Raw genomic sequence first — 26,244 nt, forward strand, 5'->3', positions numbered from 1 at the left:
GCACTGGCCGACAAGGGCATCGTCTGCCTGATGGCGACCTGTCCACCCGCTGCCGTCGAGCGCATCGCCGAGCGGGTGAGGGCAGCGGGACGCCGCTTCGTCGATGCCCCGGTCTCCGGCGGTACCGCAGGCGCCATCGCCGGCTCGCTGACCATCATGGCGGCCTGTGAACGCGACACCTTCGAGGCGGTGCAGCCGGTGTTCGAGGGCATTGGCCAGCGCATCTTCCATGTCGGTGAGCGAGCCGGGCAGGGCGCCACGGTCAAGGCCGTCAACCAGTTGCTGTGTGGTGTGCATATCGCCGTGGTCGCCGAAGCCTTTGCGCTCGCCGCCAAGGTCGGTGTCGATCTGCCGGTACTGCTGGAAATCATGGGCGGTTCGGCGGCAGCCCGAAGTCAGCAGCGCGGTGGACATCTTCGTCAAGGACCTGGGCATCGTCCTCGAAGCCGGGCGCGACGCGCAGGCTGCGTTGCCGATTGCCGCCGTGGCGCACCAACTGTTCCTCGCCACCTCCGGGCGCGGCGAGGGCCGGGCTGACGACAGCCAGGTGATTCGCAGCTACTACGCCCTCAACGGTACGCCCACGCAGGGCTGAGTCGCCTAGCACCCTCTACTCGCCAGCGGCTAAGGTTGCCCCATGCTCGTGCAGATCGTGAGCATCGTCTTCCCCGTGTTCACGGTCATTGCGGTTGGCTACCTGTATGGTCGCAAGCATCGGCCTGACATGCTCGCCACCAACCAGGTCAACATGGGTATCTTCGTGCCCGCGTTGATCTTCTCCGCGCTGGCCGGCAAATCCGTCGACCTGGCCGAGGTGCAGATGATTGCCCTCGGCGGCCTTATCATCGTGCTCGGCTCCGGCTTGCTCGGCTGGCCCATCGCCCGCCGGCTGGGTTATGCACCGAAAACCCTGCTACCGCCGATGATGTTCAAGAACGCCGGCAACATGGGCTTGCCGCTACTGCTGTTCGCCTTCGGTGAGCAGGTGTTGCCGGCGGCGGTGGTGCTGTTCCTGGTGGAAAACGTCCTGCACTTTGCCGTCGCCACCTGGTGGCTCGGGCGCAACGCCAAGGTGTGGCTGCTTTTGCGCGAACCGGTGATCATCGCCGGTATCGCTGGCGTGCTGGTGAGCATGTTGGGTATCGCGATGTGGCCGCCTTTTCTCTCCGCGATCAAGATCATCGCCGACGTGTCCACCGGTCTGATGCTGTTCTCCCTCGGTGTGCGCCTGAACACCGCACCTTTCGCGCAATGGCGCATCGGCACGGTCGGCGCGGTGGCCACGCCGCTGACCGGCATGTTGATCGCCTACCTGTTCTGCCTTGCCTTCGGCCTGTCGGATCGTGAAACGGACATCCTGCTGATCTTCGGCGCGCTGCCGCCAGCGGTGCTCAACTTCATGTTCGCCGAGCGCTATGCCCAGGAGCCGGAGAAGGTCGCGTCGATCGTGATCCTGGGCAATCTGGTTGCGCTGTTTTCCATCTCGTTGGCGCTGGCTTTACGACTGGCGTAGAGGCTTGCGTGCATACCTTTGGCGATGCGGCGTTATGGCTGGTCGGTAAAGAGAATGAAGCCACTCGCTTCGTATTTACTGAGTTCGGGCAAGTGGGCTTCTCTAATTTCAAACGACGGACCCAAGCCTATAACTTCAACTCCGTACGCTTTGCCCTGTGATCGCCACCAAGGGGCGAACACAAACGCTGGTGGATGCGGCTTAGAAAACCCAGCTCGAAGGCATGGCGCTGTGCGCCCGGCGGGTACAGCTGGCGTTCCAGCAACAGATTGGCCCATAGCCAGCCGCTGTTTGCGTCGTCCAGCCAGGCCTGCGCGGTTTGCACACCGTGGCCGAAGCTGGCCTGACAATCTGCGTTCCAGCCAAAGTCCGCTGCTGGTTGCCCGTCATGGGCGGGCAGGTGGGTGAGGTGCCGTTGCAGCTCAATCATGTTCGGCCCTCCCGGCTGCTTGGGCTATGGCCCGGCGATAGAGCACCACCAACTCGCTCAGCAACGCATTGGTGGTGCTCGCCAACTCCGGCTCCGATACCCGCCGCAACAGCTTGGTTAGCAACGCCGCCCGATACTCGGCAGCCGCCTGGTGCGGACACTCGTCGGCCACATGGCTGTGCAAGGGATTGCGTGGTCTAGGGAAGGGGATAACGACGGATTCAGACTTGGTCATGCAGCACCTCCAAAACGGAAGTTGACACGACAGCCAGCAGCCCAGGGCGGAGCCCTTGGGTAAAAGGGGGATAGTGCATTTTCCTTATGCTCCTCGGACGATTTAAGGAGCCGCCATCCAGCCTTCCTACGGGCGTGGGTGGCGGACCGTGCAAGGGTAGGAAACCGGCGTCCGAGGGAACCGGCCAGGCCGAAGCCTGCCTCACACGGCCCGCCATAAATGCACGAGAAAACAGCAGGCACAAAAAAAGCGCCTGCTCTCGACTATGGCGCTACCGCGCCCGGACAAAACGGGTTCCTACACCCGGTCACGGGATTGACCGTGACAGGGCGGACTGTAGCGTGGTGGGGGGAGGAGGACAAGGGTGAGGGGCTGGGATCGGCCAGTAGGAGGGATTGCTTGGTGGTGGTCTCAACCACGTCGGATTAGCCATACACCACTGATGATTAGCGCCAACCCCATTGCCTTACCAGTCGTGACAGGCGACTCAGGAAAGCCCGCCCACCCCTTGTGATCAAGCAGTAGTGCCATCCCGAGCTGACCAGCTAACACCAGCGCCATGAAGAGCAAGGCCCCTATTCGCGGGCTTGCGAAAGCCGCAGTGGCTATGAAGAAGGCTCCGAGTAGCCCTCCACTCCATTGCCACCAAGTCAGCCCTTTCAGGGCGGGCCAAGTTGGTAATTCTCGACTCACCAGCACGAGCATTAACAGCGCTGCACTGCCAACCGAAAATGAAACCAAGGAGGCTGCCAGTACCCCGTTCAGGTTTTTGGCAAGCTGCCCATTTATGCCTGCCTGTAGAGTGAGCATGGAACCTGCAAGTAGCGGCAGTGCGATCAACCACCAGTTGGGCATGTAGTCCTCCAACGTAAGACTGCATCTGATCTTTAGGGGGTACCCTAGGCTCTGTACAAAAAAGTGCCTGCGCTCGGTGATGCTTCGTTAAAAACGGGTTCGGAATGCTCATTTACAACTGTAAGCTCCGCTTCCTTCCTCGTTTTTGCCTCGCCTGACCTTCGCTCGACCACTTTTCGTACAAACCCTAGTTCGGTGCTGATTCAGCGGCGCATCCGGCACCGCCGATTCACAATGGTCAGGATGATCTTGAGGCGAATGCTGCCTCGATCCAGTTGGAGAATTCGCTCGCGAGATGCCAGCGATGTGCCGACACAGCTCCCGGTATGATCATCATCGGGAACTCGACGAGCAGCTTGGCCCGGAAGCCAAAGCCTTCATCCCTGAACTGATGGCGGACACCTCCGATAGCCAGGCCACCTTCTGATCTGGCCACACCAACTGCTTGGTAGGGGTAGTGAGAATCAGGTAAGGAGCGAAGGTTGGAGATATCTAGATAATCAATAACAAATCGACCAACCAACGGTGATCCACCAGTAGTTTCGATCACCTCTTGGGCACCATTGGCATACTTCTGAATCAGGTAATGGTCGGGGGAGGCGGCCAGCATAGTGACTTCATCATTGAGTTCATTGCGCTGGAGAAACCATTCAACGAACTCCTTAGCCGAGCCACGATCAACCAGTAGTTCTGTAACGCTGTAACGACGACGTCCGCACGATATACGAGCCACAAAATTAGCAATAGGCTGAGACAGGGCCAGCTCACTCTTGAGCAGTTGCCGAATCCCCTCCGACCCCAGGGTAAGTTTTCGATTCAGGATTTGATGGTTGAGAGTCTTCAGATCTTCATCACCGAAAGGCTGGACCCCCAGTTTCTTAAGTACGACTAGAGCGCGGCGGCGCTCCCATTCCAGTACCTGCTCGCGAGGGATCTCGCGCCCTCCGATGAAGGTTTTAATGTCGATAGCCATGATCAAAAGCTCCGCTTTTCTTGTTGTTCCGACGTAAATACGCCATTGATCTATCAAGCGCAGTCAGGCACCACTCCAATAAAGTGGATATTGCCGACTGGGCTACTCGATAAAAAAGCCGCCACTTGGGCGGCTGAGGGTCTCGGGCTTTCGCCGTCGACTGGAGTGGTGCCTGCATAAGCAAGCCACGCAGACACCGGTCGATGCTCACAGTATTCTGAGTCGCCAATCTCGCAGCGACTCGACAAAGGCCTTAACGAATACCCATGGTGCGTAGCGTTGCAGGCAGGAAGTCTTTCTTTGATGCCTTGAAGGTGAAGTCATAAGGCTTGCTGCTCTCGTTGATCATTCCAGATGCAATGTAACGCCCAGCAATCAGGTCATAGAGAACCTCAGGTGTCGCATAGCTAACCTGCGCATCGTAAAAATACTGGAGATGCGACTCACCGACTCGCCACAAGGCATCCCGGTTGTCGTAGTGATCCGCCAGCGAGATGGCCCAGGTGTCTTCGTCGATGAACATATGGCGCTTGGCATAGATATGCCGCTCACCAGGCTTGAGCGTTGCAACCACCTCCCAGACACGATGCAGTTCATAGCGTGTGAGCTCAGGGTTTAAATGGCCCGGCTTGATCAGGTCTTTAATCTTGAACTTCGGTGAGGCGATGAGATAACTGTTGTACGGGATGTACATCTCGCGCTTCCCGACCAGCTTCCACTCGTAGCGATCCGGCGAGCCGTTGAAGTGTTCCAGGCCATCGGCCGTGCGCATGCCATCAGAGGCCGTGCCTGGGCCGTCGTAAGAGACCTGCGGCGCTCGGCGGACGCGGCGCTGCCCCGAGTTGTAGAGCCAGGCGAGCCTGGGCTCCTTGACCTGGTTGAGCGTCTCATGAACCAGCAGCACGTTGCCCGCCAGGCGAGCTGGAGCGTTGATCCTGGAGTTGTAGAAGTAGAGAAGATTGTTTTCGCTTTTCGGGTCGTAGTCGGTTACCTGATCCGCCAAGGCAAACCGTTCATCCGCATCGACCTGGACATAGGCGCCGTTGGCCTGCGGTACGGCCTGAGAAGTCTGACGAAGTGAGGTCTTACCGCGATAGCGGGCGATATGGTTCCAGATCACCTCGAGGCCGTTCTGGGGTATCGGGAAGGGAATCGCTGTCTTGAAACCATCGATACCATTGCCGCCCTCAACGAGCGTGGTAGTGACCGCATTCTTACGAATGGCCTGGGCTACTTCATCAGGCACCCCAGCTGAGCGATGGGTCGTGTATACCGGCATCTTGTAGGTGTCAGGATAACGCTTGAATAGAGCGACCTGACCTGGACTGAGCTTGTCCTGATATTGGGTGTAGTTCTTCGCATCGATTATAAAGAGAGGCTTTTCATTCGCGAATGGGTTGTCACGAAAGCCGTTTTGAATGTTGCTGGCATTCTGCGGTAAACCACCTTGCCACTCCGGAATAGTGCCCGCAGCATTGCCAGATTTTTCGGCACCGATGGGCGTCAAAGTGCTCCCCAGTTGAGCAGCTTCTTGTTCGGAAACAGCGGCGTAAGCCGGAGCAGTGAGGGCGCAGCAAAGTGCCACACTCGATGCGAGTCTGGTTAGAGAAGTCATCAGTTTTAACCTCTAGAAATTGGCGCCGACAGTGAAGGACAAGAAGTCGCGATCCACCAGAGAGTTGTAATCACCGCCGAAGAAATCGGTATAGGTGATGGAGGCGGTGTAGGTGCTCAGATAGTCGGCATTCAGGCCGATGCTGATGGCCTTAGCCCCCTCGTTGAAGTTGGGGCCATAGCCATCTACGTCATGCGACCAGGCTATTATCGGAGAGAGGTTGATACCCGCGATGACGTTGGTGTAATCGAGGCTCGCACGCAGTCGATACCCCCACGAGTTGCGAGTATAGAAACCATCGTCGTTGCAGTTTTCCGCCTGGGGATTTAGCAATCTTTCGCAGATATTTGGCCCTAATAACGAGGTTTGCGTGTATTCGCCAGAACCGAATACCGAGTCACGCCCGAAGCGGGCTTTATCACCACTACCCTCACCGATATCAGCGATGTGGTTGTAGCCAACTTCACCGATTACCGTCAGTCGCGTGGCCTTCAGCACTTGATCGAAAGTCTGCGTCAGAGAAATCTGCGCCTGGGTCACAGGCTTACGCTGGTATCCCTGAATGTATTCGTTGGGCAACCCTGAAGTTTTCAGCTGAGTGGGAAGAAATGCGCCGAGATTGTAGGACGTTGTGGCCAGATCAAAGGCATTGAGTTGCAGCGGCTGGTTGGGTCGATAGCTTACCTCTCCAGCAAGACTCGCTGAGCCTGCGTTCGTCTGGAAGCTCAGCCCATAAAGTTGAATATCTTCCGGGTACTCGACCTGATACCCCGTGTCTGCGGCCCCAAAGGCTGGTGCTGTCAGCGGGTTAGCCGTTGTGGTGTACATGCTGGTATAGGGCGTTCGGCTGTGGTACTTCATTGCGTACAGGCCGAACTCGGTGCTATTCAACTCCTCCGCGAACCAACGCAGCGCTACGCCATACTGCCCCAGGTTACGGGCGTCGTTATCGCCACGGCGCGGAACGTAGATGTAGCTTGGGTCATCACGATTAAAGTCTGAGCCCGATACGCTGAGCCCCTGCGTGCATCCATCGGCGACGAAGTCGGTTGACGAGAAGAACGTGCCGCAGTTGTCGAGCACGGTCTGATCCCATTCCAGCTGGTAGAACAGCTCCGCCGACAGGTTCTCCGATAGTCCCTGTGACACATAGAACATGTTTACCGGGATCAAGCCTTCCTTGATCTCGGCCCCCGGGCGGCGGAAGGCTGCAACATCTATCGGGTTGATGGCATTGATGCTGTTGCCGATGAAAACGCTTTCGCCCCAGCTAACCACTTGCTTGCCCAACCTGACCGAGCCCGGCAGATCGCCAATTAGATAGTTGTGGTAGACGAAGGCATCCAGCAGTTCGTAGCCGGAGCTTTGAGCACCTGACTTGCGATTGCTGTCGTCGATGTCATAGAGCAGTCGGTGCTCATCCTTCAGCTCGAAGTCATACCAGTATTTCCCGCGCAGGAAGATGCCGGTCTCGCCGTACTTCAGCTCCAAGTCATGGATGCCTTTGAAGATCTTCGAGATGGTCTCGCCTTTTTTGAAGTTCAGACGACCGTCGTCGGCGGTACTAGAAGAGCCTCGCCCCCCATTGTTATCGCCAATCAAATCGCGGTCGGGGCTGCGAAGAGACCAACTGGCACCTACTGACAGGCTGCTGTCGAGCTGACCCTGTACTTCGCCGATGTTGAACGTAATTGCATGAGATGCCGGCGCTATTGCTATGGCTATAGCAGTCGCGACAGCACGGAGGGGGCGGTGTCGCCCGTGGTGCACTCTTATTGTTTTCATGGCAGCTCCGCTGGGGTGGTTTAGCTAAAGCGCCTCGGTGCCGTCATGCCTGACGACTCCGTAGCACGCGCAGGTGAACATACATGGCTTTATCTACTAAAGCAACTGTAGTTGCTTTAGTAGATAGAAGGTAAATCACCCCAAGTGAAGCGCGCAGGTGTGAGGATTACTCCGAAGGCCTGCGAGGTGATATGTCAGGAGGGGCGCTCAGATAAAGCAGGACGAACTAACGAGAGAAAGCTCCTGTATGAACAGGCACGACGTCGCTTTCTCTGATCAGCTGCTAATGCAACAATCGTTGCCATAGCCGAGAAAAGCTCAGTAAGGAGATCTGGATGAGCAGTACAGAACAGGTGGAGAACGAGGGTAAGCGGAAGCGACCTGGAGGACGTTCCGCGGGTGTGGTTTCAGCGGTCTACGCGGCTACGCTGGAGATCCTCGAGGAAGGAGGATATGAGCGCCTGGAACTGCCAGAGGTGGCTGCTCGCGCAGGGGTCAATAAAACCACCGTGTATCGGCGTTGGCCGACAAAAGCTGAGCTTGTTCTCGATATCTCGTTGCTCCGCATGGAGCAAGAGGTGCCGCTCCCAGATACTGGAACTCTACATGGCGATTTGAGCTCGCTACTCATTGCGGTGCATGCAGCCCTTGCATCCCCACTGATAGCAGGCTTAATACAGGCTGCAATTACTCAGAACAGGGATGTAGAAATGATCAAGCGGATGCGCGCTGAGTTCTGGGCTACGCGTTTTGCGGTAAGCGGTCAGCTTGTAGAGCGCGCAGTTGAGCGAGGTGAGCTACCCCCTGGCACTAGCCCTAGGCAGTTCCTGGAGCTCGCTTCTTCACCTCTGTTCTTTCGTGGGGTGATAACGGGAGAGGTGTTTTCGCAAGCAGAGATCACCGAAATCGCTCGTCGTACCATCTTGGCATTCAGCTCCCCATAAAATCACATGGCATCGCGCCGAGCATCTGGTTATGGCTGAAAGTAGCCTGATCACAGCGGCGTCTTAACAGGACCATCTCACTGGGAAGACAACTCCTACATCACTCGCTGGCGAGCCGCGCACAAATCATCGGTGCTGCGGCATACAGGCAGGAGTAGTGAGAAAGCCCCTCCATCCGCTCGACGCGCGCGTTGTTTGGGAGGCGCTCAGCCAGATACGCCGACATACCGAAGGGCGACCAGTTGTCCTCGGCACCATGCCATAGGCATACAGCTGCCTCGCAGGCGAAGGTGCTGGCTGACCAGGGATGGAGATATTGCTGTATGTCCCGCGTATAGCCGGTCGTACCTTGGGCAAAGCACCGTTGCAGTACCTGGCAGATAAGCGCTTTGAACTCTGGTGATTTCACCAGTTCCCGGTCTTGCCCCTGAGCGCTGGCGAACAGCATGCGAAACAGCAGCTGTGGCGCGCGTTTGGCCAGTAGCGCCTGCCACCTCACCAGCCACTGGAACAAACCTGGGTTGCGCTGGGCCAGCGAGAACACGGCCTTGCCGGCCATCTGATCGAGGAAGTCTCCACCATCCAGCGGGGCGGCGGCGGAAACCAGATGCAAGCTACGAATCTGGCCTGGCATGAGGGCAGCGACTTCCAAGGCTTCATGCGTGCCGAGGGAAAAACCGATGAAGTCGACCCGAGTACCTTGCACGGTCTCGCTGATCGCCTGGGCGATCTGTCGGTAGTAGTCAGCGCCGGTGATGGCGTGGTCGATGGCGAATCGGTCGAAGCAGAGAATGCGCAGGCCCTGCTCTCGGGCTGGCGCGTCGAATACGGAGGCCTCAGAAGGCGAGCCCGGCACCCCGTGGAAGTAAACGACCGGTTTGCCAGCCCGGTTTCCGTATTCCTTGAAGTCCATCGCTAGTTCCGAGCAAAGTGGCGTTTCGGTCTTTTATCACCACCTTGCTGAATACGCGCTAGGGCGAACTGCCGCATTGCCTTCTGGGTTCGAGCCCCGGAATGAACCGGGCTCGATTCACGCCGGCAACCTGACCTTCTTCTTCGCCCCGAACAGGTTCCAGCTGGCCACGAACAGCGCCGCCACCAGCGGGCCGATCACGAAGCCGTTGAGACCCAGCAGGGAGAGGCCGCCGAGGGTGGAGATGAGGATCAGGTAGTCGGGCATGCGGGTGTCTTTGCCGACCAGAATGGGGCGCAGGATGTTGTCCACCAGACCGATCACCAGTACGCCGAAGGCGGTGAGGATGATCCCTTGCACCATGCTGCCACTAAGCATCAGGTAGATGGCCACTGGCGCCCAGATGATGCCGGCGCCGGCTGCCGGCAGCAGTGATAGAAACGCCATCAGCACGCCCCACAGCAATGGGCTGTAGATGCCCAGCGCCCAGAAGATGAAGCCACCGAGCGCGCCCTGTACGGCAGCGACCACTACGTTGCCTTTTACCGTGGCACGTACCACGCGGGTGAACTTGATCTGCAGGCGGCGTTTGGTGCTGCCGGCCAGCGGGATGGCGCCTCGGATTCTATGCACCAGATCCTTGCCGTCACGCAGCAGGAAGAACAGCAGGTAGAGCATCACGAAGAAGCCGATGAAGAACTCGAAGGTGCCCTGGCCGATGGCGAACACCTTGGTCGCCAGGTATTGGCTGCCGGCCATGGCGCCCTTGGAGATCTGTTCGCGCAGGCCTTCGAGGTTGCTTATGCCGACGCGGTCGAGCTGTTCCTGGATCGACGGCGGCAGCATCTGGATGAAGCTGGTGACGTAGGCGCCGGTATCCAGCTCGCCCGATTCGAGCTTCTGGTACAGGGCGGTGCCTTCGGCCACCACGGCGGAGGTGATGAAGATCACCGGCAGAATCGCCACCAGCAAGCAGATGATCAGTGTCAGCAGGGCGGCCAGGTTGCCTCTGCCGCCAGTGCGCCGCAGCAGGCGCTCCTGCAGCGGTGCGAACACCACGGCGAGGACCATGGCCCAGAACACCGCGCCGTAGAACGGCAACAGTATCCAGAAGAAGGCGATGGTCACCAGGACGAGCAGCAGGATGAAGGCTTTCTGTTCGAAGGTCGGGTTCTGCATTTCGGGTTCGCCGGGAAGGGACATGCCAGTTAGTCCCCCGATGCCCTGGCAAAGTGCCCACAAAGTTGGATTGGGCTTGTAGTCGCTCGCTTGGGGGGCTTGACAGCTCTGGGATACTGGAAGGCGTGAGGGCGATCATTCGACGGAGGCATGGCCATGCGTGATGAGGAAATCAAGGCGCTGTTCGATCAACAGGCGGCGGGCTACGACAAGCAATGGGCTGGGATGGCGCCGATTCGTCAGGCGCTGTATCTGCTGCTCGATGCGCTGTTCATCGACCTGCCGGCCGACGCGCGGATACTCTGCGTGGGCACTGGCACGGGGGCGGAAATCGCGCACCTGGCCGAACGCTTTCCGGGCTGGCGCTTCACTGCGCTCGACCCATCCGGAGCGATGCTTGAGGTATGCCGTCAGCGCGCGGAGCACGGCGGCTTTGCCGAGCGCTGCGACTTTCACGAGGGCTATCTGGATACGCTGGCGCCTGGGGCGGCCTACGATGGCGCGACCTGTTTTCTGGTGTCGCAGTTTCTGCTCGAGCCTGTGGTGCGTACCGGGTTCTTCGGCCAGATCGCGCAGCGCCTGAAACCTGGCGGGCTGCTGGCCAGTGTCGACCTGGCAGCGGATATCCAGTCGCCGGCCTATGAGGTATTGCTGCCAGGCTGGATGACGCTGATGGCTGCGGCCGGGGTCGATGCGCAGATGCTGGAGCGCGCGCGGGCAGCCTACGCCCGTGATGTGGCGGTGCTACCTACGCAGCAGGTGGCGGGTATCATCCAGGCCGCTGGTTTCGAGGCGCCGGTGCAGTTCTTCCAGGCCGGGCTGATGCATGGCTGGGTCAGCCGGCGCGAAGCCGATGTTTGAGGGGCGCTACTCGTGACGCGTGCTGCGGTCGCGGTCGCCTGGGTAGTGGCGGTCGAAGGGCAAGGGCGGTAGCCAGGCTTCGCGGCGGATGGTCCAGAGTTCGTAGGAGGGGGTGAACTGGTTCGGTTCGTCCAGCGAGCCGACGTTGACTTCGATTTCATCCCCCGAGCGCGCGAACACCGGCGAGCCGCAGTGCGGGCAGAAGTGGCGGCCGGCGTACTGACCGGTTTCGCCCTCTACCTTTACCGCGTCCTGCGGGAAGATTGCCGAGGTGTGGAAGAGGGCGCCGTGGTGCTTGCGGCAGTCCATGCAGTGGCAGACGCCGACCCGATAAGGCTGGCCGCTGGTTTCGAAACGCACCTGGCCGCAGAGGCAGCCGCCGGTGAAGTGGGGCATGGCGATGTTCTCCTGTTTCGTGTGCAGGGACTGAGAACATAGCAGGACGCTGACTCTGTAGAAGCCCGCATGCGGGCGATCCTGACAAGAGCATCGCCGCAAGCGGGCTCTTACGGTTTTGTATCGTTGCGCTCCAGTTCCTGCTCGATCTTGGCCCATTCCGCTTGCAGGGCGCGGCGCAGGTAGGCGATGAAGAGTTTGTCGCGCAGGCGACGCAGGGTGGAACTCCGTCGCGCCGCCTGGGCGTGCTCGATGGTTGCGCTGAGCCAGGCGCTGTCGAAGCCTGTCCAGATGGGTGGAATGGGCGCGAGCATGTTGGAGTAGCACGCGGGCGCGACGTCCTGGTAGAAGGCGGCTTGTACGGTGGCGCGGTCGAAACCTGCCACCTGACGGGCGATGTATCCGTAGTCGACTTCGTTGTCGACGAATACGTCTGACAGCGCCGACCACAGATGAATGCGTTCTTCGCGGGTCATAAGCCTGTTCTGCTCAATGCAGCGTAATTGGTGGCGAGACTGTAGTGGCTGGCGCGCGTTCTGGCCATTGGCGCGGGCTGCTGTGAAGGCCTGGTGGGATGTATCATCGGGCACATAGTTGCATGGCTGAATCTGCCCGTGAGCGTCGGCCGTGCACACGCTGTTTTCGTATCCGTGGCCGTAGACGCGGCCCGCCATCTGCGAGTGATGACACCATGATCGAGGTAACCGAAGTTTCCATTGCCGAGCTGCGCGCCGCGCTGGAGTCCGGCCGCACCACGGCGGTCGAGCTGGTCAAGGCCTACCTGGCGCGAATCGACGCCTACGATGGCCCGACCCGGCTCAACGCGGTGGTGGTGCGTAACCCCGACGCGTTGAAGGAAGCGGAGGCCTCCGATGCACGCCGCGCCCGTGGTGAAACCCTCGGCCCGTTGGATGGCATCCCCTACACCGCCAAGGACAGTTATCTGGTCAAGGGCCTGACGGCGGCCTCCGGCAGCCCGGCGTTCAAGGATCTGGTGGCGCAGCGCGATGCCTTTACCGTCGAGCGCCTGCGCGCGGCCGGCGCCATCTGCCTGGGCAAGACCAACATGCCGCCGATGGCCAATGGCGGCATGCAGCGTGGCGTTTATGGCCGCGCCGAAAGCCCGTACAACGCCGATTACCTGACTGCGCCGTTCGCCTCGGGCTCGTCCAATGGCGCCGGCACCGCGACCGCTGCCAGCTTCTCCGCGTTCGGCCTGGCCGAGGAAACCTGGTCCAGCGGGCGTGGCCCGGCGTCGAACAACGGCCTGTGCGCCTACACGCCATCGCGTGGGGTGATTTCGGTACGCGGCAACTGGCCGCTGACGCCGACCATGGACGTGGTCGTGCCCTACGCCCGGACCATGGCCGATCTGCTGGAAGTGCTCGACGTGGTGGTGGCCGATGATGCCGACACGCGTGGCGACCTGTGGCGTTTGCAGCCCTGGGTGCCGATCCCGCGGGCCTCCGAAGTACGCCCCGCGTCCTACCTGGCACTGGCGGCCAAGGCCGATGCACTGGCCGGCAAGCGCTTGGGTGTGCCGCGCATGTTCATCAACAAGGACGAAGCCGCCGGCACCAGCGAGAACCCGGGCATCGGTGGCCCGACCGGCCAGCGCATTCACACCCGGTCGACGGTGATCGCTCTGTGGGAAGCATCGCGCCAGGCGCTGGAAGCGGCAGGCGCCGAGGTGGTGGAAGTGGACTTCCCGCTGGTGTCCAACTGCGAAGGTGATCGCCCTGGAGCGCCGACTGTGTTCAATCGCGGCATCGTCACGCCGGAGTTCCTGCATGACGAACTGTGGGAGCTGAGCGGCTGGGCCTTCGACGATTTCCTGCGTGCCAACGGCGACCCCAAGCTCAATCGTCTGGCCGACGTGGATGGCCCGCAGATCTTCCCGCACGACCCCGGTACGCTGCCAAACCGCGAGGGTGACCTGGCGGCGGGCATGGACGAGTACGTCAACATGGCCAAGCGCGGCATCAAACCCTGGGATCAGATCGCCACGCTGCCTGATGGCCTGCGTGGCCTGGAGCACACCCGCAAGATCGATCTGGAAGACTGGATGGATCAACTGGGGCTGGACGCGGTGCTGTTCCCCACCGTGGCCGACGTTGGCCCGGCGGATGCCGATGTGAACCCGGCCTCCGCCGATATCGCCTGGAGCAATGGTGTGTGGGTGGCCAACGGCAACCTGGCGATCCGTCACCTGGGCGTGCCGACCGTCACCGTACCGATGGGCGTGATGGCCGATATCGGCATGCCGGTGGGCCTGACCTTCGCCGGCCGTGCCTATGACGACTCGGTGTTGCTACAACTGGCGGCAGCCTATGAGGCCACCGGCAGCAAACGCCTGGTGCCACCGCGTACGCCAGCGTTGTGAGGTGCCCCTGCGGCCCCCGTGGGAGGGGCTTTAGCCGCGACGGCTGCAGAGATCGTCGCCGCTGAAGCGCCTCTCACGGTTTGTGGTGCTCCACTATTCAGCGTGTAGGGCGGGTGCAACCCGCCACTGCCATCTCGGCGGGTTTCACCCGCCCTACGACCCATAAATGGGAAAGGGGAGGCAGGTTGCATCGGTCTTGTGGGAGGGGCTTTAGCCGCGACGGCTGTAGAGATAGTCGCCGCTGAAGCGCCTCCCACGGTTTGTGGTGCTCCACGATACAGCGTGTAGGGCGGGTGCAACCCGCCACTGCCATCTCGGCGGGTTTCACCCGCCTTACGACCCATAAATGGGAAAGGGCAGGCAGGTTGCATCGGTCTTGTGGGAGGGGCTTTAGCCGCGACGGCTGCCGCTAAAGCGCCTCCCACGGTTTGTGGTGCTCCACGATTCAGCGTGTTGCACCCAGCGCTCTACCTTTACTCTCGCAAATCCACCGCCGGTGCGCCCTGGCCATCGAACAGCTGGCTCGGGGTGCTGGGCAGGATGCTCGGGCGGCCGTTGCTGCCGTCGCCGAGGATGCGGATGTCGCTGTACTTCTTGCCCGACAGCGCAGCCAGGCCGGCGCCGTCACGTACCACGGTGGGCCGCAGGAACACCATCAGGTTGCGCTTGATGTGCGAGTCGCGGGTCGAGCGGAACAGCCCGCCAATCAGCGGAATGTCACCGAGCAGCGGCACCTTGGAGGTGGCCTGGGTGACGTCGTCCTGAATCAGGCCGCCGAGCACGATCACCTGGCCGTCGTCGGCGAGGATGGTGCTCTTGATCGAGCGCTTGTTGGTCACCAGGTCGACCGCCTGGGCGTTGAGCCCGGTGCTGGGAGCGAGGGAGGAGATTTCCTGCTCGATCTCCAGGCGCAGGGTGGCGCCTTCATTGATGTGCGGCGTGACCTTGAGGGTAACGCCGATGTCCTGGCGCTCGATGGTGGTGAAGGGGTTGCCGGCACCGGATGCGTCGGTGGTGTAGGAGCCGGTCTGGAACGGCACGTTCTGGCCTACGAGGATTTCCGCCTTCTGGTTGTCCAGGGTCAGCAGGCTCGGTGTGGACAGCAGGTTGCTCTTGCTGTTGGCCGACAATGCAGTGATCAGCGCGCCGAAGCGGTCGCTGCCGATGCCGATGATGGCGCCGTCGGGCAGGGTGGTGCCGTCGGGAATTTCGCCATCCTGCAGGATCTGCAGCACGGTGCCGACCGACAAGCCGGTGCCGCCGAAATTCACTCCACCCAGGCCGCCGGTACTGCCGCGTGCGTCCACCGCCCACTGCACGCCGACGGCATCGGTGATGTCGCCGGAAATCTCGACGATGGCCGCCTCGACCATCACCTGTGCGCGCGGCACGTCGAGCTGGCGCACGATGTCTTCGAGAGTGGCCACCAGGTCCGGTTCGGCCAGCAGCACCAGCGCGTTGAGGCTCTCGTCGGCGCGGATGAGGATGTTCGACTGCTTGCCGGTGGTTTCGCCGTTCTGCTGGTTCTTCAGGCCTTCGGAGATTTCCCCGAGGGTTTCGGCCAGGGACTTGGCGTCGTTGTGACGCAGGCGAATCACCCGCGTGTTGGCCGAGCGGCTGGTGGGCGTATCCAGTGACCGGGCGAGGTCGGCCAGTTTGGCGCGGGCGTCCGGCGGGCCAAGCAGGATCAGGCGATTGGTACGCGCATCGGCCACCACCTGGGTGGCGCTGGTGCCCTTGGCCTGGCCACGGGCGATGGCGGTGTTGAGCACTTCGGCCGCGTCCATCACCCAGGCGTTCTGCAGGGTGACCACGCTGAAGTCCTGTGCACCGCTCTGGTCGAGCTGACGCATCAGGTCTTCGATACGGGCGATGTTGGCGCTGCGGTCGCTGATGATCAGCGCGTTGGCCGAGGTGACGGCGGCCAGGTGGCCGTATTGCGGCACCAGCGGGCGAATCAACGGGATCAGCTCGGCCACGGGCGCGTGCTGCACCTGGATCAGGCGGGTTTCCAGACGATCCGGCGCCGGACGGCCGGCATCGGCTTCAGCCTTGGCCTCGGCGTTGGGCACGATGCGCGCTTGGTCGCCCTGGGTCAGCACGCTGAAACCATGGGTGGCCATGACCGAGAGGAACAGCTGGTAAACCTCGGACAGCCCCAGCGGCGTGCTCGACACCACGTTGACCTGGCCTTTCACGCGCGGGTCGACGACGAAGGTCTGACCGGTGATGCTGGCGATCTGGTCGACGAACTCGCGGATGTCCGCGCCCTTCAGGTTGATGGTCCAGCTTTCTTCCTGCTGGTTGGCGCTGGCCGGCACCTGCTGGATCTGCGCGAGCAGAGGCAGCGGTGCGGTGGCCAGGCCGGCGGCGAGGACGGCGAGGGACAGTCGGCTACGGAAAAAATGCATCGGTTCAGTCACTTTCCATGGGCTGATCAGGGGGCGTTTCCACAGGCTGGGTGCCGGAGGCTTCCATCTGCTCGCGCAGCGCTTGCATGCGCTGGCGCAGTTGTTCGAGGTTGTCCTGGTCGAGTTGATCGAGCTGTTGCAGCGAGTCTGGCGCTGCCGTTTCGACCGGTGGGGTATAGCTGTATTGGCTGCTGCTCGGGCGCGGGAAGGTGAGGCTTTCGCGGCGGCCGTTGCGCTCCAGTTCGACGCGGTCGGCGTAGACGGCATCCAGGCGCACGCCGTTATCCACGTCCGCGCCGACGGCAAAACGCTGGGCGCTCTGGCCCTGACGTTGGATCATCGCGCTGGAACGTTGCGGGTCACTGTGCACGAAGCTGCCGAGCAGGGTCAGTTGCAGATTGGTGGCCGGCGGCGGGCCACTGTCGGCCTGCCGTGGTGTGCCGAACAGCTGGTCGATGGGCGCCTGCGCGTGTTGTTCGGGGCTGGGCGTGCTCTGGCTGGGCGCTTGCTGCACAGGGCCGCGCACCAGGCGCAGCAGTTCGGCGCTCTGCCAGGCCAGGCTGACGCTCAGGGCGATCAGCGCGAGCATGCCGATCAGGCTCGGGGCATTGTCCTTGAGCCGCTGGGAAAGGGCCGACATGGGCAAAAGCATCACTCCGGAAAACGACGTTCTAGTTCTTCTTATGTGCGGGGCGTCGCGCGCTGATCATAGCAGCCTGCTCGCGCTTGGCATCCCCCAAATAGGGTGGGTGTGCTGCTCCTGGCAATGTGTTAGAACCTGCTCACGATCTGCTGCGCGTCGGCCCTACTGCGTTAAAAACAGGCTCGGAATGCTCATTTACAGCTCGTAAACTCTGCTTCCTCGCCTGCTTTTGCCTTGTATGGCTCTAGCTCGCGAGATCCTGCACAGGTTCTTAAAGATAATCGCATAAACATACAAGAAGACCGTCCCAGAGGTGGCCCATTGGGTCAAAACGGCCAGGTTAGGCTGTAATACCGGGATAAGGTTCTGTTCTAAGGTCTCGCATGAACGCTTCGCTGCTCGAAACCCCATTGCGCCGCTTGCCCTTCAGTTTCGCCAAGCGTCATGGCCTGGTGTTCGTCATGCATGACGGGCGCGCCAGTTTGGCCCATCGCGCCGACTGCGACCTGGCTGCCCTGGCCGAGGCGCAGCGTTTTGCCGGGCGCAGCCTGCCGCTGCAGGTGCTCGATACCCAGGCGTTCGCCCAGGCGCTGGGCGCGGCCTATCAGCACGACTCCGCTTCCATGCAACTGGCCGAGGATATTGGCGGCAGCTTCGACCTGGCCTCGCTGGCCGATCAGGTGCCGGAAACCGAAGACCTGCTGGAGCAGGAGGACGATGCACCGATCATCCGCCTGATCAACGCCATTCTCGGCGAGGCGATCAAGGAAAACGCCTCCGACATTCACCTGGAAACCTTCGAGAAACGCCTTGTCGTGCGCTTTCGCGTCGATGGCATCCTACGTGAGGTGCTCGAGCCCAAGCGTGAGCTGGCCGCCTTGCTGGTGTCACGGGTCAAGGTCATGGCGCGCCTGGATATCGCCGAGAAGCGCGTGCCGCAGGATGGGCGCATCTCGCTCAAGGTGGGCGGGCGCGAAGTGGACATTCGTGTATCGACGCTACCCTCGGCCAACGGTGAGCGGGTGGTGCTGCGTCTGCTGGACAAACAGGCCGGGCGCCTGTCGCTGCAGCACCTGGGCATGCGCGCCGAGGATCGCGCGCTGATGGAAGACACCGTGCGCAAACCGCACGGCATTCTGCTCGTCACCGGCCCCACTGGTTCGGGCAAGACCACCACGCTGTACGCCAGCCTGGTCAGCCTCAACGACCACACGCGCAACATTCTTACCGTCGAAGACCCCATCGAGTACCACCTCGAAGGCATCGGCCAGACCCAGGTCAACACCAAGGTGGACATGACCTTCGCCCGTGGCCTGCGCGCTATCCTGCGCCAGGACCCTGACGTGGTGATGGTCGGCGAGATTCGCGACAAGGAGACCGCCGAGATTGCCGTACAGGCCTCGCTGACCGGCCACTTGGTGTTGTCCACGCTGCACACCAACAGCGCCATCGGCGCCATCACTCGTCTGGTGGATATGGGCGTGGAGCCGTTCCTGCTGTCGTCATCGCTGCTCGGCGTGCTGGCCCAGCGCCTGGTGCGCGTGCTGTGCCCGTCGTGCAAGGAACCCTATGCCGCCGATGCGGCCGAATGCGCGTTGCTCGGTGTGCCGGCCAGCTCACCGCCGACGCTCTACCATGCGCGTGGCTGCGCCCATTGCCATCAGCAAGGCTATCGCGGGCGTACCGGCATCTACGAACTGGTGGTGTTCGACGAAACCATGCGCACCCTGGTGCACAGCCGCGCCTCCGAGCAGGACATGACCCGCCACGCCCGCACGCTGGGCCCGAGCATCCGTGACGATGGCCGGCGCAAGGTGCTGGAGGGGGTGACCACGGTCGAGGAAGTGCTGCGCGTGACGCGAGAAGAATAGATGGCCGCTTTCGAGTACATAGCCCTCGATGGGCGCGGCCGTCAGCAGAAGGGCGTGCTGGAGGCCGATAGCGCGCGCCAGGTACGCCAGTTGCTGCGTGAGCGACAGCTGGCGCCGCTGGAGGTCAAGGCCACGCGCAGCCGCGAGCAGGGCGGTGGCCAGGCGCGCCTGGGGTTTGCCCGTGGCCTGTCGGCACGTGATCTGGCGCTGGTCACCCGCCAGTTGGCGACATTAATCCAGGCGGCATTGCCCATCGAAGAGGCGCTGCGCGCCGCTGCCGCGCAATCCACCAACTCGCGTATCCAGGGCATGTTGCTGGCGGTGCGCGCTCGCGTGCTGGAGGGCCACAGCCTGGCAGGTAGCCTCAAGGAGTTTCCGGCCGCTTTTCCCGAGCTGTATCGCGCCACGGTGGCGGCGGGTGAGCACGCGGGGCACCTCGGCCCGGTGCTGGAGCAGTTGGCCGATTACACCGAGCAGCGTCAGCAATCGCGGCAGAAGGTGCAGCTGGCGCTGCTTTATCCGGTGATTCTGATGTGCGCATCGTTGCTGATCGTCGGCTTTCTGCTCGGCTATGTGGTGCCGGACGTGGTCAAGGTGTTCGTCGATTCCGGGCAGACCCTGCCAGCGCTGACGCGTGGTCTGATCGCCCTGAGTGACTGGGTCAAGGCCTGGGGGCTGGTTGCACTGGTGGCGCTGGTACTGGCGGTGATCGCCTTGCGCGCCGCGCTGCGTGACGAGACCTTCCGTCTGCGCTGGCATCGTTTTCTGTTACGTATCCCGCTGATAGGCCGGCTGGGTCGCGCCACCGATTGCGCGCGTTTCGCCTCCACACTGGCCATCCTCACCCGCAGTGGCGTGCCGCTGGTGGAGGCGCTGGCGATTGCTGGTGAGGTGATCGGCAATCGGGTGATCCGCGGCGAGGTGCTGGTGGCGGCGCAGAAGGTGCGCGAGGGCGGCAGCCTGACCCGTTCGCTGGAGGCCACCGGGCAGTTCCCGCCGATGATGTTGCACATGATCGCCAGTGGCGAACGCTCCGGCGAGCTGGATCAGATGTTGGCACGCACGGCGAAGAACCAGGAAAACGACCTCAGCGCGCAGATCGCCCTGCTGGTCGGGCTGTTCGAGCCGTTCATGCTGGTCTTCATGGGGGCAGTGGTGCTGGTGATCGTGCTGGCCATCCTGTTGCCGATTCTTTCTTTGAACCAAATGGTGGGGTAATTAGGTGATACGCAGACAAGCAGGTTTCACGCTCATCGAAATCATGGTGGTAGTCGTCATTCTCGGCATTCTGGCAGCGCTGGTGGTGCCGCAGGTGATGAGCCGGCCGGATCAGGCCAAGGTTACCGCCGCGCAGAACGACATCCGCGCCATCGGTGCGGCGCTGGATATGTACAAGCTCGACAACCACAACTACCCCAGCACCCAGCAGGGCCTGGAGGCGCTGGTGAGCAAGCCGAGCGGCAATCCGCAGGCGAAGAACTGGAACAAGGACGGCTACCTCAAGCGCCTGCCCATCGATCCCTGGGGCAACCCTTATCAATACCTGGCGCCTGGCACCAAGGGCGCCTTCGACCTGTATTCGCTCGGCGCCGACGGCAAGCAGGGCGGCAGCGACCTGAACGCCGATATCGGCAACTGGGATCTCTGACCCGAGCATGATCGGCGTGCCGGCAAAGACGCGCGGCTTCACCCTCATCGAACTGCTGGTGGTGCTGGTCATTCTCGGCAGCCTGATCGGTCTGGCGGTGTTCAGCACCGGCATCGCCGGGCCGGGGCGCGAGCTGCGCAGCGAGGCCGAGCGACTCAGTGGCTTGATCGGCGTGCTGCTCGACGAGGCGGTTTTGGATAACCGCGAATACGGCTTGAGCTTCACCCGTGAAGGTTATCGAGTCCTGCGCTATGACCCGCAGCGTGCCGAGTGGCAGGCGCTGGATCGTCAGGTTCATCGCCTGCCGGAGTGGGCCGAGCTGGCCTTTGAAGTGGAGGGCGAGGCCCTGAGCCTGACGACCGAGGCTGGTGCTGATACGCCGCAATTGCTGATTCTCTCCAGCGGCGAGCTGACACCATTTCGCCTCCGCCTGGCCGAGCGCAGGCGCGACGGCCTGCGCCTGCAATTGTCCAGTGATGGCTTCGGCCTGCCGCGCGTTGAGGAGTTGGGTGCGGGGCGTGCCGGATGAAAGGTGCGCGCGGTTTTACGCTGCTCGAGGTGATGGTGGCGCTGGCGATCTTTGCCCTGGTCGCCGCCAGTGTGCTGACCGCCAGTGCACGCAGCGTGCGGACCGCCAGCCAGCTGGAAGACAAGACCCTGGCCATGTGGGTGGCCGATAACCGCATGACGGAATTGCAACTCGCCGAGACCCCGCCCGCCGATGGCCGCGATCAGGGCCAGGTGGAGTTCGCCGGGCGCCGTTGGTCGTGGCAGAGCGAAATCCAGGCCACCAGCGAGCCTGCCATGCGCCGTGTGACGCTGTGGGTCGCCGCCGAAGAGCGCGGCGCCAGTGGCGATCTGCGTGAGCGCGCGCAGGTCACGCTCAGCGGTTTTCTGGGGGCGCCGCAGTGACTCGTCCGCAGCGCGGCTTCACCCTGCTGGAGCTGCTGATCGCCATCGCCATCTTCGCTCTGCTGGGGTTGGCCACCTACCGCATGCTCGACAGCGTGCTCAGCGCCGATGCCATTACCCGCGAGCACGAACGTCAGTTGCGTGAACTGACCCGCGCCCTGTCAGCCTTCGAGCGCGACCTGCGCCAGGTGACGGTGCGGCCGATTCGCGATGGTTTCGGCGATGCTCAGCCAGCGCTGCACAGCGACCTGACCGATGCCACGGCGCTGGAGCTGACCCGCGCTGGCTGGCGCAATCCGCTGGGCCAACCGCGAGCCGAGGTGCAGCGAGTGCGCTGGCAGCTCAGTGGCGAGCAATGGCAGCGCCGTTATTGGCGTGTGCTGGACCGCGCGCAGGACAGCGCACCGCAAATCCAGCAGGCACTCGATGGCGTGGAATCGCTGAGCCTGCGCTACCTGGACAAGGACGGGCAGTGGCAGCCCGACTGGCCGCCGGCCAATGCCTCCGGCGACGGCCTGCTCACCGATTTGCCGCGCGCGATCGAGCTGCGCCTGCAGCATCGCCGTTATGGCGAATTGCGTCGCTTGCTGCGCTTGCCGGATTTGCCGGCAGAGAACCGTGCTGGCGAGTCGCCGGACGAGCCGAATGAGGTGCCGCAGGCATGAGGCGGCAGAGTGGGGTGGCGCTTATTACCGTGCTGCTGGTGGTCGCCGTGGTGACGGTGGTCTGCGCTGGTTTGATCGCCCGCCAGCAGCTGTCGATCCGCAGCAGCGCCAACCAGTTGCACGTAACCCAAGCCTGGCACTACGCCCTGGGCGGCGAGACCCTGGCCAAGGCGATTCTCGAGCGCGATCTGCGTCAGGGTGATCCGCGCCAGCCGGTGGATCATCCGCTGGAGCCCTGGGCTCGGCCACTGGCGCCGTTCCCGCTGGATGAGGGCGGCGAGCTGCGTGTGCGTATCGTCGACCCCAGCGGTCGTTTCAATCTCAATAGCCTGGTGCGCCAGGGCCGACCCAACGAGCTGGCGGTGCTGCGTTTGCGTCGCCTGCTGCTGCGCCTGGGAATCGACAAACCTTATGCCGAGCGCCTGCTGGACTGGCTCGATAGCGACAGCGAACTGCAGGGCGGCAATGGCGCGGAGGATGGCCAGTACCTGTTGGCGACTCCACCTTACCGCACGGCCAATCGCGAGATCACTGATGTGTCCGAACTGCGCCTGCTGCTGGAGATGGAGGAGGCCGACTACCGCCGCCTGCAGCCCTTCGTCAGCGCGCTGCCGAGCGAGGCGCTGCTCAACGTCAACACGGCCAGTGCGATGGTGCTCTCCAGTCTGTCCGACGGCTTGAGCCCGGATGCGGCTATGTCACTGATTGCCGGGCGCGGCGCCGAAGGCTATCCCAGCGCTGCGGCCTTCGCTGCCCAGCCTGCGCTTGCTGGCCTGGGTGAGCAGGTGGTGCAGGGGCTGGCGGTCGGCAGCCAGTATTTCGAGGTGTTCAGCGAAGTGAGCCTGGGTGAACGCCGGGTGGTATTGCGCAGCCTGTTGCAGCGCAGCAATGATGGCCAGGTCAGTGTCCTGGCGCGTGATCTGGGGCAGGGCGGTATGCCGCCACGTCCTATTGAGGAAGAACAAGAATGAACTCGACATGGATATTCCTGCCGCCCGAGGCGTGCCACGACCTGTCAGCGGACCTGCCCGTCATGCATGTTACGGCAGATGACAGTCGCGCCTTGAGCCTGGCCGAGGCTCTGGCCGATATTCCGGCGCACTGGCAACTGGTGCTGCCGGTTGAGGCCGTCACCGCGTGCGCCGTGCAACTGCCGACGCAGAAGGCGCGCTGGATGCGCCAGGCGCTGCCGTTCGCGGTAGAGGAGCTGCTGGCCGAGGATGTCGAACTGATGCACCTGGCCCTGGGTGAGCAACTGGCCGATGGCCGTCACCGCGTCTACGCGCTGCGCGCCAGCTGGTTGCGCGAGTGTCTGGCGCTGTTCGCGGCGCAGCCGCCGCAGGCGATCCGGGTCGATGCCGATCTGTTGCCGCCCCAGGGCAGTCAACTGCTCTGGCTGCACTCGCGGTGGCTGCTCGGTGGCGAGGCGCCTTGGCGTCTGGCCTTGCAGCGCGAGGATTGGCCGGTGCTGGCAGGACGCTGCCCCACGCCGCATATCGCCAGTGCGCCGGCGGGGCAGGCGCTGCCCGAATCGGTCGATGAAGTGCACCTTTTGGAAGATGCGCATCAGTGGCTGGTGCGTCAGCACGCGAGTGTCGACCTCGCGCAAGGGGAGTTCGCCCTGCGCCAGAGCGGTGACGGCTGGCTGCGTTGGCGGCCGCTGGCCGGGGTGCTGGCGCTGTGTCTTGTATTGCAGTGGGGCTTCAATTTCGCGCAGGGCTGGTACTTGCAGCGTGAGGCCGATGCCTATGCTGCGTCCAGCGAGGCGCTGTACCGCGAGCTGTTTCCGCAGGACAGCAAGCTGATCAACCTGCGCGCGCAGTTCGACCAGCATCTGGCGCAGTCTTCGGGCAGCGCCAGCCCGGTGCTCGGCCTGTTGGCCGAGGTGGCGGCGGCGCTGCATGCCGAGGGCGCGCCGCAGGTACAGGTCAATCAGCTCGACTACAGCGCGACCCGTACCGATATGTCGCTGCAGTTGCAGGCACCGGGCTTCGCCGAGCTGGAGCGTTTGCGTGAGCGCCTGGAGGCGGCAGGACTGTCGGTGCAAATGGGCTCGGCCAGCCGCGAGGCCGAAGGCGTCAGCGCGCGCGTGGTGATAGGAGGATGAGCAGCATGTCGAGAACAGGGTTGAGCGAGAGTCTGCAACTGCACTGGCAGCGTTCGCCGCTGGCGCAACGCTGGCAGGCGCTGCCGACGCGTGATCGCCTGGCGCTGGCGGCGCTGAGCGTTTTCCTGCTGCTGGTGTTGTTCTACCTGGCGTTGTGGCAACCGGCGCAGCGCCATGCCCATGCCGCGCGCGCCGCGTTCGAGGAGCAGCGCGCGCTTTACACCTATCTGCAAAGCCGTGCGCCGCAGGTGCAGGGGCGTGACCTGCAGCCGCGCGCCAGCCTCGACCCGGCGCGCCTGCAGGGCGTGGTCACGGCGAGTGCGGCGCAGCAGGGGCTGGTGATCGAGCGTCTGGATACCGAAGGCTACGGCGCGGTGCAGGTCAACCTGCAGCCGGTGGTGTTCGCTCAGTTGCTGCGCTGGATTCAGGCGCTGGAAGAGCAGGGCGTGCGCGTCGAGGAAGCCGGGCTGGACCGCGCCGAGGAAAACCGTGTGATAGCGCGGCTTAGCTTGCGTGTGGGTGAGTGACTCGTGCGCTATTGATCGTCACTCCCGCGAAGGCGGGAGCCCAGGTGTTGCGTAACGCCTGGTTTCCCGCCTTCGCGGGAATGACGGCTACTCCAGTGCGTGGTCGTGTACCTATGCGCCCCCTACGGTTTGCGTGGCGCCACGGTAACAGCGCGCACCCGATTGGGCGGTTAGGGAACGTTGGTGCGCCGATACGGTGCCATTTACAACGCTGGATGACATGCGAAAACGGCCTTGAAGCCCATGAATCGGGCTTTTGCTGATTCATGGCCTGAGTATTGCTATAGATATCCGTTTACCCTTTTCTGCTTGATCACTCCTTTCGCAGGCTGTCAATATCTGCGCCCGGCGCTTCTGGTGCTTCTGTAATTAGTTGTCGCATTGAGGAAATATCGCCTCATTGCCTGCCGCTAGAATGCCGCACACCCAGCCAAGGCCCCTTTGTCGCTTGTCCACCACGACAGCGCAGCACCGCCTTCTACAATCCATAAAAGGCCCGGGCCCCTCACTGCCATCGATGTCATACCCAATTCGAAGGAGCAAAGAATGAAGAAGATCGCACTGCTTGGCGCCCTGGCGCTGTCCCTGATGTCGCCCTTGGCCATGGCCGAGAAGCCGCTGCGCATTGGCATCGAGGCGGCCTACCCGCCCTTCGCATTCAAGACTCCCGATGGTCAGATTTCCGGCTTCGACTACGACATCGGTAACGCCTTGTGCGAAGAGATGAAAGTCGAGTGCAAGTGGATCGAGCAGGAGTTCGACGGCCTGATCCCGGCCCTGAAAGTGCGCAAGTTCGACGCCGTGCTGTCGTCCATGTCGATCACCGAAGACCGCAAGAAGTCCGTGGACTTCACCGGCAAGTACTACGCCACTCCGGCCAAGCTGGCGATGAAAGCCGGTACCGAGATCAAGGACCCGCTGGTCGACCTCAAAGGCAAGAAGATCGGCGTGCAGCGTTCGTCCGTGTATGACCGTTACGCCACCGACATCTTCGCTCCGGCCGGTGCCGAGATCGTCCGTTACAGCTCGCAGAACGAAGTGTTCCTGGACATGCAGTCTGGCCGCCTGGACGCCACCCTGGCCGACTCGGTGAACATCGACGACGGTTTCCTCAAGACCGACGCTGGCAAGGGCTTCGCATTTGCCGGCCCGGACTTCACCGAAGTGAAGTACTTCGGCGAAGGTCAGGGCATTGCCGTGCGCAAGGGTGACCAGGCGCTGGCCGACAAGATCAGTGCTGCCATCCTGGCTATCCGTGCCAACGGCAAGTACAAGGAAGTGCAGGACAAGTACTTCGACTTCGACGTTTACGGCGAGTAAGCGTCCCAGGCAAAAAAGTGGCACAACCTGAAAAAGGTTGGTGCCACTTTTTTCTTGG

The 26,244-nt window shown here is 62.3% G+C and carries 26 protein-coding genes and 1 pseudogene; 15 read left to right on the forward strand and 12 right to left on the reverse strand.

Annotated elements, in window-relative coordinates:
* Nucleotides 1-30: 30 nt before the first annotated feature.
* Nucleotides 31-595: pseudogene (locus CDO35_RS13150) on the forward strand (NAD(P)-dependent oxidoreductase).
* A 42-nt stretch (nucleotides 596-637) separates the two neighbouring features.
* On the forward strand, nucleotides 638-1,513 hold the full coding sequence (locus CDO35_RS13155; RefSeq protein ID WP_099525173.1) for an AEC family transporter: 876 nt from the start codon (nucleotides 638-640) through the stop codon (nucleotides 1,511-1,513).
* A gap of 127 nt (nucleotides 1,514-1,640) precedes the next feature.
* Here CDO35_RS13155 and CDO35_RS13160 read toward each other — a convergent pair whose 3' ends face one another.
* The 6 genes from CDO35_RS13160 to CDO35_RS13185 all read right to left on the reverse strand — a co-directional run bounded on the left by CDO35_RS13160 (nucleotide 1,641) and on the right by CDO35_RS13185 (nucleotide 7,406).
* Complete coding sequence (locus CDO35_RS13160; RefSeq protein WP_099525174.1) at nucleotides 1,641-1,943, reverse strand: LasR-specific antiactivator QslA; 303 nt, start codon at nucleotides 1,941-1,943, stop codon at nucleotides 1,641-1,643.
* Entirely contained in the window at nucleotides 1,936-2,178 is a 243-nt protein-coding gene (locus tag CDO35_RS13165; RefSeq protein WP_099525175.1) for a hypothetical protein, read from the reverse strand. The genes CDO35_RS13160 and CDO35_RS13165 overlap by 8 nt, the downstream gene beginning before the upstream one ends.
* Nucleotides 2,179-2,589: 411 nt before the next feature.
* On the reverse strand, nucleotides 2,590-3,033 hold the full coding sequence (locus CDO35_RS13170; protein ID WP_099525176.1) for a DMT family transporter: 444 nt from the start codon (nucleotides 3,031-3,033) through the stop codon (nucleotides 2,590-2,592).
* Nucleotides 3,034-3,271: 238 nt separating this feature from the next.
* Nucleotides 3,272-4,006, reverse strand: coding sequence for a hypothetical protein (locus CDO35_RS13175; RefSeq protein WP_099525177.1), 735 nt, complete (start codon nucleotides 4,004-4,006; stop codon nucleotides 3,272-3,274).
* A 253-nt stretch (nucleotides 4,007-4,259) separates the two neighbouring features.
* The gene (locus CDO35_RS13180; RefSeq protein ID WP_099525178.1) at nucleotides 4,260-5,621 is read right to left on the reverse strand and encodes a DUF1329 domain-containing protein; all 1,362 of its coding nucleotides are present in this window, start codon (nucleotides 5,619-5,621) and stop codon (nucleotides 4,260-4,262) included.
* A gap of 12 nt (nucleotides 5,622-5,633) precedes the next feature.
* Nucleotides 5,634-7,406, reverse strand: a complete 1,773-nt coding sequence (locus CDO35_RS13185) for a DUF1302 domain-containing protein (protein ID WP_099525179.1) — start codon at nucleotides 7,404-7,406, stop codon at nucleotides 5,634-5,636.
* A 335-nt stretch (nucleotides 7,407-7,741) separates the two neighbouring features.
* Here CDO35_RS13185 and CDO35_RS13190 point away from each other — a divergent pair, with 335 nt between their 5' ends.
* On the forward strand, nucleotides 7,742-8,350 hold the full coding sequence (locus CDO35_RS13190) for a TetR/AcrR family transcriptional regulator (RefSeq protein WP_099525180.1): 609 nt from the start codon (nucleotides 7,742-7,744) through the stop codon (nucleotides 8,348-8,350).
* 100 nt (nucleotides 8,351-8,450) lie between these two features.
* Here CDO35_RS13190 and CDO35_RS13195 read toward each other — a convergent pair whose 3' ends face one another.
* Nucleotides 8,451-9,263 (reverse strand): alpha/beta fold hydrolase, encoded by an 813-nt coding sequence (locus CDO35_RS13195; protein ID WP_099525181.1) that lies wholly within the window; start codon nucleotides 9,261-9,263, stop codon nucleotides 8,451-8,453.
* Nucleotides 9,264-9,380: 117 nt separating this feature from the next.
* Nucleotides 9,381-10,442 carry an AI-2E family transporter gene (locus tag CDO35_RS13200; protein ID WP_099525182.1) on the reverse strand — a complete coding sequence of 354 codons (1,062 nt, stop codon included), beginning with the start codon at nucleotides 10,440-10,442 and terminating at the stop codon, nucleotides 9,381-9,383.
* A 156-nt stretch (nucleotides 10,443-10,598) separates the two neighbouring features.
* Between CDO35_RS13200 and CDO35_RS13205 the strand changes: the two genes are divergently transcribed.
* Complete coding sequence (locus CDO35_RS13205; protein ID WP_099525183.1) at nucleotides 10,599-11,303, forward strand: class I SAM-dependent methyltransferase; 705 nt, start codon at nucleotides 10,599-10,601, stop codon at nucleotides 11,301-11,303.
* Between the two features lie 6 nt (nucleotides 11,304-11,309).
* Here CDO35_RS13205 and CDO35_RS13210 read toward each other — a convergent pair whose 3' ends face one another.
* Together CDO35_RS13210 and CDO35_RS13215 are read right to left on the reverse strand one after the other, a co-directional pair.
* Entirely contained in the window at nucleotides 11,310-11,699 is a 390-nt protein-coding gene (locus CDO35_RS13210; protein WP_099525184.1) for a GFA family protein, read from the reverse strand.
* Nucleotides 11,700-11,809: 110 nt separating this feature from the next.
* Entirely contained in the window at nucleotides 11,810-12,175 is a 366-nt protein-coding gene (locus CDO35_RS13215; protein ID WP_099525185.1) for a DUF7079 family protein, read from the reverse strand.
* 215 nt (nucleotides 12,176-12,390) lie between these two features.
* Between CDO35_RS13215 and CDO35_RS13220 the strand changes: the two genes are divergently transcribed.
* Nucleotides 12,391-14,082, forward strand: coding sequence for an amidase (locus CDO35_RS13220; RefSeq protein WP_099525186.1), 1,692 nt, complete (start codon nucleotides 12,391-12,393; stop codon nucleotides 14,080-14,082).
* Between the two features lie 473 nt (nucleotides 14,083-14,555).
* Here the strand turns inward: CDO35_RS13220 and gspD are convergent, their stop codons facing one another.
* Entirely contained in the window at nucleotides 14,556-16,493 is a 1,938-nt protein-coding gene (gspD, locus tag CDO35_RS13225; protein ID WP_099525187.1) for a type II secretion system secretin GspD, read from the reverse strand.
* 4 nt (nucleotides 16,494-16,497) lie between these two features.
* Nucleotides 16,498-17,133 carry a type II secretion system protein N gene (locus tag CDO35_RS13230; RefSeq protein ID WP_243699085.1) on the reverse strand — a complete coding sequence of 212 codons (636 nt, stop codon included), beginning with the start codon at nucleotides 17,131-17,133 and terminating at the stop codon, nucleotides 16,498-16,500.
* Between the two features lie 386 nt (nucleotides 17,134-17,519).
* Between CDO35_RS13230 and gspE the strand changes: the two genes are divergently transcribed.
* The 10 genes from gspE to CDO35_RS13280 all read left to right on the forward strand — a co-directional run bounded on the left by gspE (nucleotide 17,520) and on the right by CDO35_RS13280 (nucleotide 26,186).
* Nucleotides 17,520-19,007, forward strand: a complete 1,488-nt coding sequence (gene gspE, locus CDO35_RS13235; protein ID WP_099525188.1) for a type II secretion system ATPase GspE — start codon at nucleotides 17,520-17,522, stop codon at nucleotides 19,005-19,007.
* Nucleotides 19,008-20,225, forward strand: coding sequence for a GspF family T2SS innner membrane protein variant XcpS (gene xcpS, locus CDO35_RS13240; protein ID WP_099525189.1), 1,218 nt, complete (start codon nucleotides 19,008-19,010; stop codon nucleotides 20,223-20,225). It abuts the gene before it with no gap.
* Between the two features lie 4 nt (nucleotides 20,226-20,229).
* Complete coding sequence (gene gspG / locus CDO35_RS13245; protein WP_099525190.1) at nucleotides 20,230-20,655, forward strand: type II secretion system major pseudopilin GspG; 426 nt, start codon at nucleotides 20,230-20,232, stop codon at nucleotides 20,653-20,655.
* Nucleotides 20,656-20,662: 7 nt separating this feature from the next.
* Complete coding sequence (gene gspH / locus CDO35_RS13250; protein WP_099525191.1) at nucleotides 20,663-21,184, forward strand: type II secretion system minor pseudopilin GspH; 522 nt, start codon at nucleotides 20,663-20,665, stop codon at nucleotides 21,182-21,184.
* On the forward strand, nucleotides 21,181-21,567 hold the full coding sequence (gene gspI / locus CDO35_RS13255; RefSeq protein ID WP_099525192.1) for a type II secretion system minor pseudopilin GspI: 387 nt from the start codon (nucleotides 21,181-21,183) through the stop codon (nucleotides 21,565-21,567). The genes gspH and gspI overlap by 4 nt, the downstream gene beginning before the upstream one ends.
* Nucleotides 21,564-22,232, forward strand: a complete 669-nt coding sequence (gspJ, locus tag CDO35_RS13260; protein ID WP_099525193.1) for a type II secretion system minor pseudopilin GspJ — start codon at nucleotides 21,564-21,566, stop codon at nucleotides 22,230-22,232. Before gspI ends, gspJ begins: the two co-directional genes overlap by 4 nt.
* A complete protein-coding gene (gene gspK, locus CDO35_RS13265) occupies nucleotides 22,229-23,203 on the forward strand; it encodes a type II secretion system minor pseudopilin GspK (RefSeq protein WP_099525194.1) in 975 nt (324 codons plus the stop codon). The genes gspJ and gspK overlap by 4 nt, the downstream gene beginning before the upstream one ends.
* The gene (gene gspL, locus CDO35_RS13270) at nucleotides 23,200-24,339 is read left to right on the forward strand and encodes a type II secretion system protein GspL (protein WP_099525195.1); all 1,140 of its coding nucleotides are present in this window, start codon (nucleotides 23,200-23,202) and stop codon (nucleotides 24,337-24,339) included. Before gspK ends, gspL begins: the two co-directional genes overlap by 4 nt.
* A 5-nt stretch (nucleotides 24,340-24,344) precedes the next feature.
* Nucleotides 24,345-24,866: a type II secretion system protein M gene (locus CDO35_RS13275; protein WP_099525514.1), complete on the forward strand. Its 522-nt coding sequence runs from the start codon at nucleotides 24,345-24,347 to the stop codon at nucleotides 24,864-24,866.
* A 546-nt stretch (nucleotides 24,867-25,412) separates the two neighbouring features.
* A complete protein-coding gene (locus tag CDO35_RS13280) occupies nucleotides 25,413-26,186 on the forward strand; it encodes an ABC transporter substrate-binding protein (RefSeq protein ID WP_099525196.1) in 774 nt (257 codons plus the stop codon).
* Nucleotides 26,187-26,244: the final 58 nt, after the last annotated feature.

The organism is Pseudomonas sediminis, from assembly GCF_002741105.1.
GTDB lineage: Bacteria > Pseudomonadota > Gammaproteobacteria > Pseudomonadales > Pseudomonadaceae > Aquipseudomonas > Aquipseudomonas sediminis.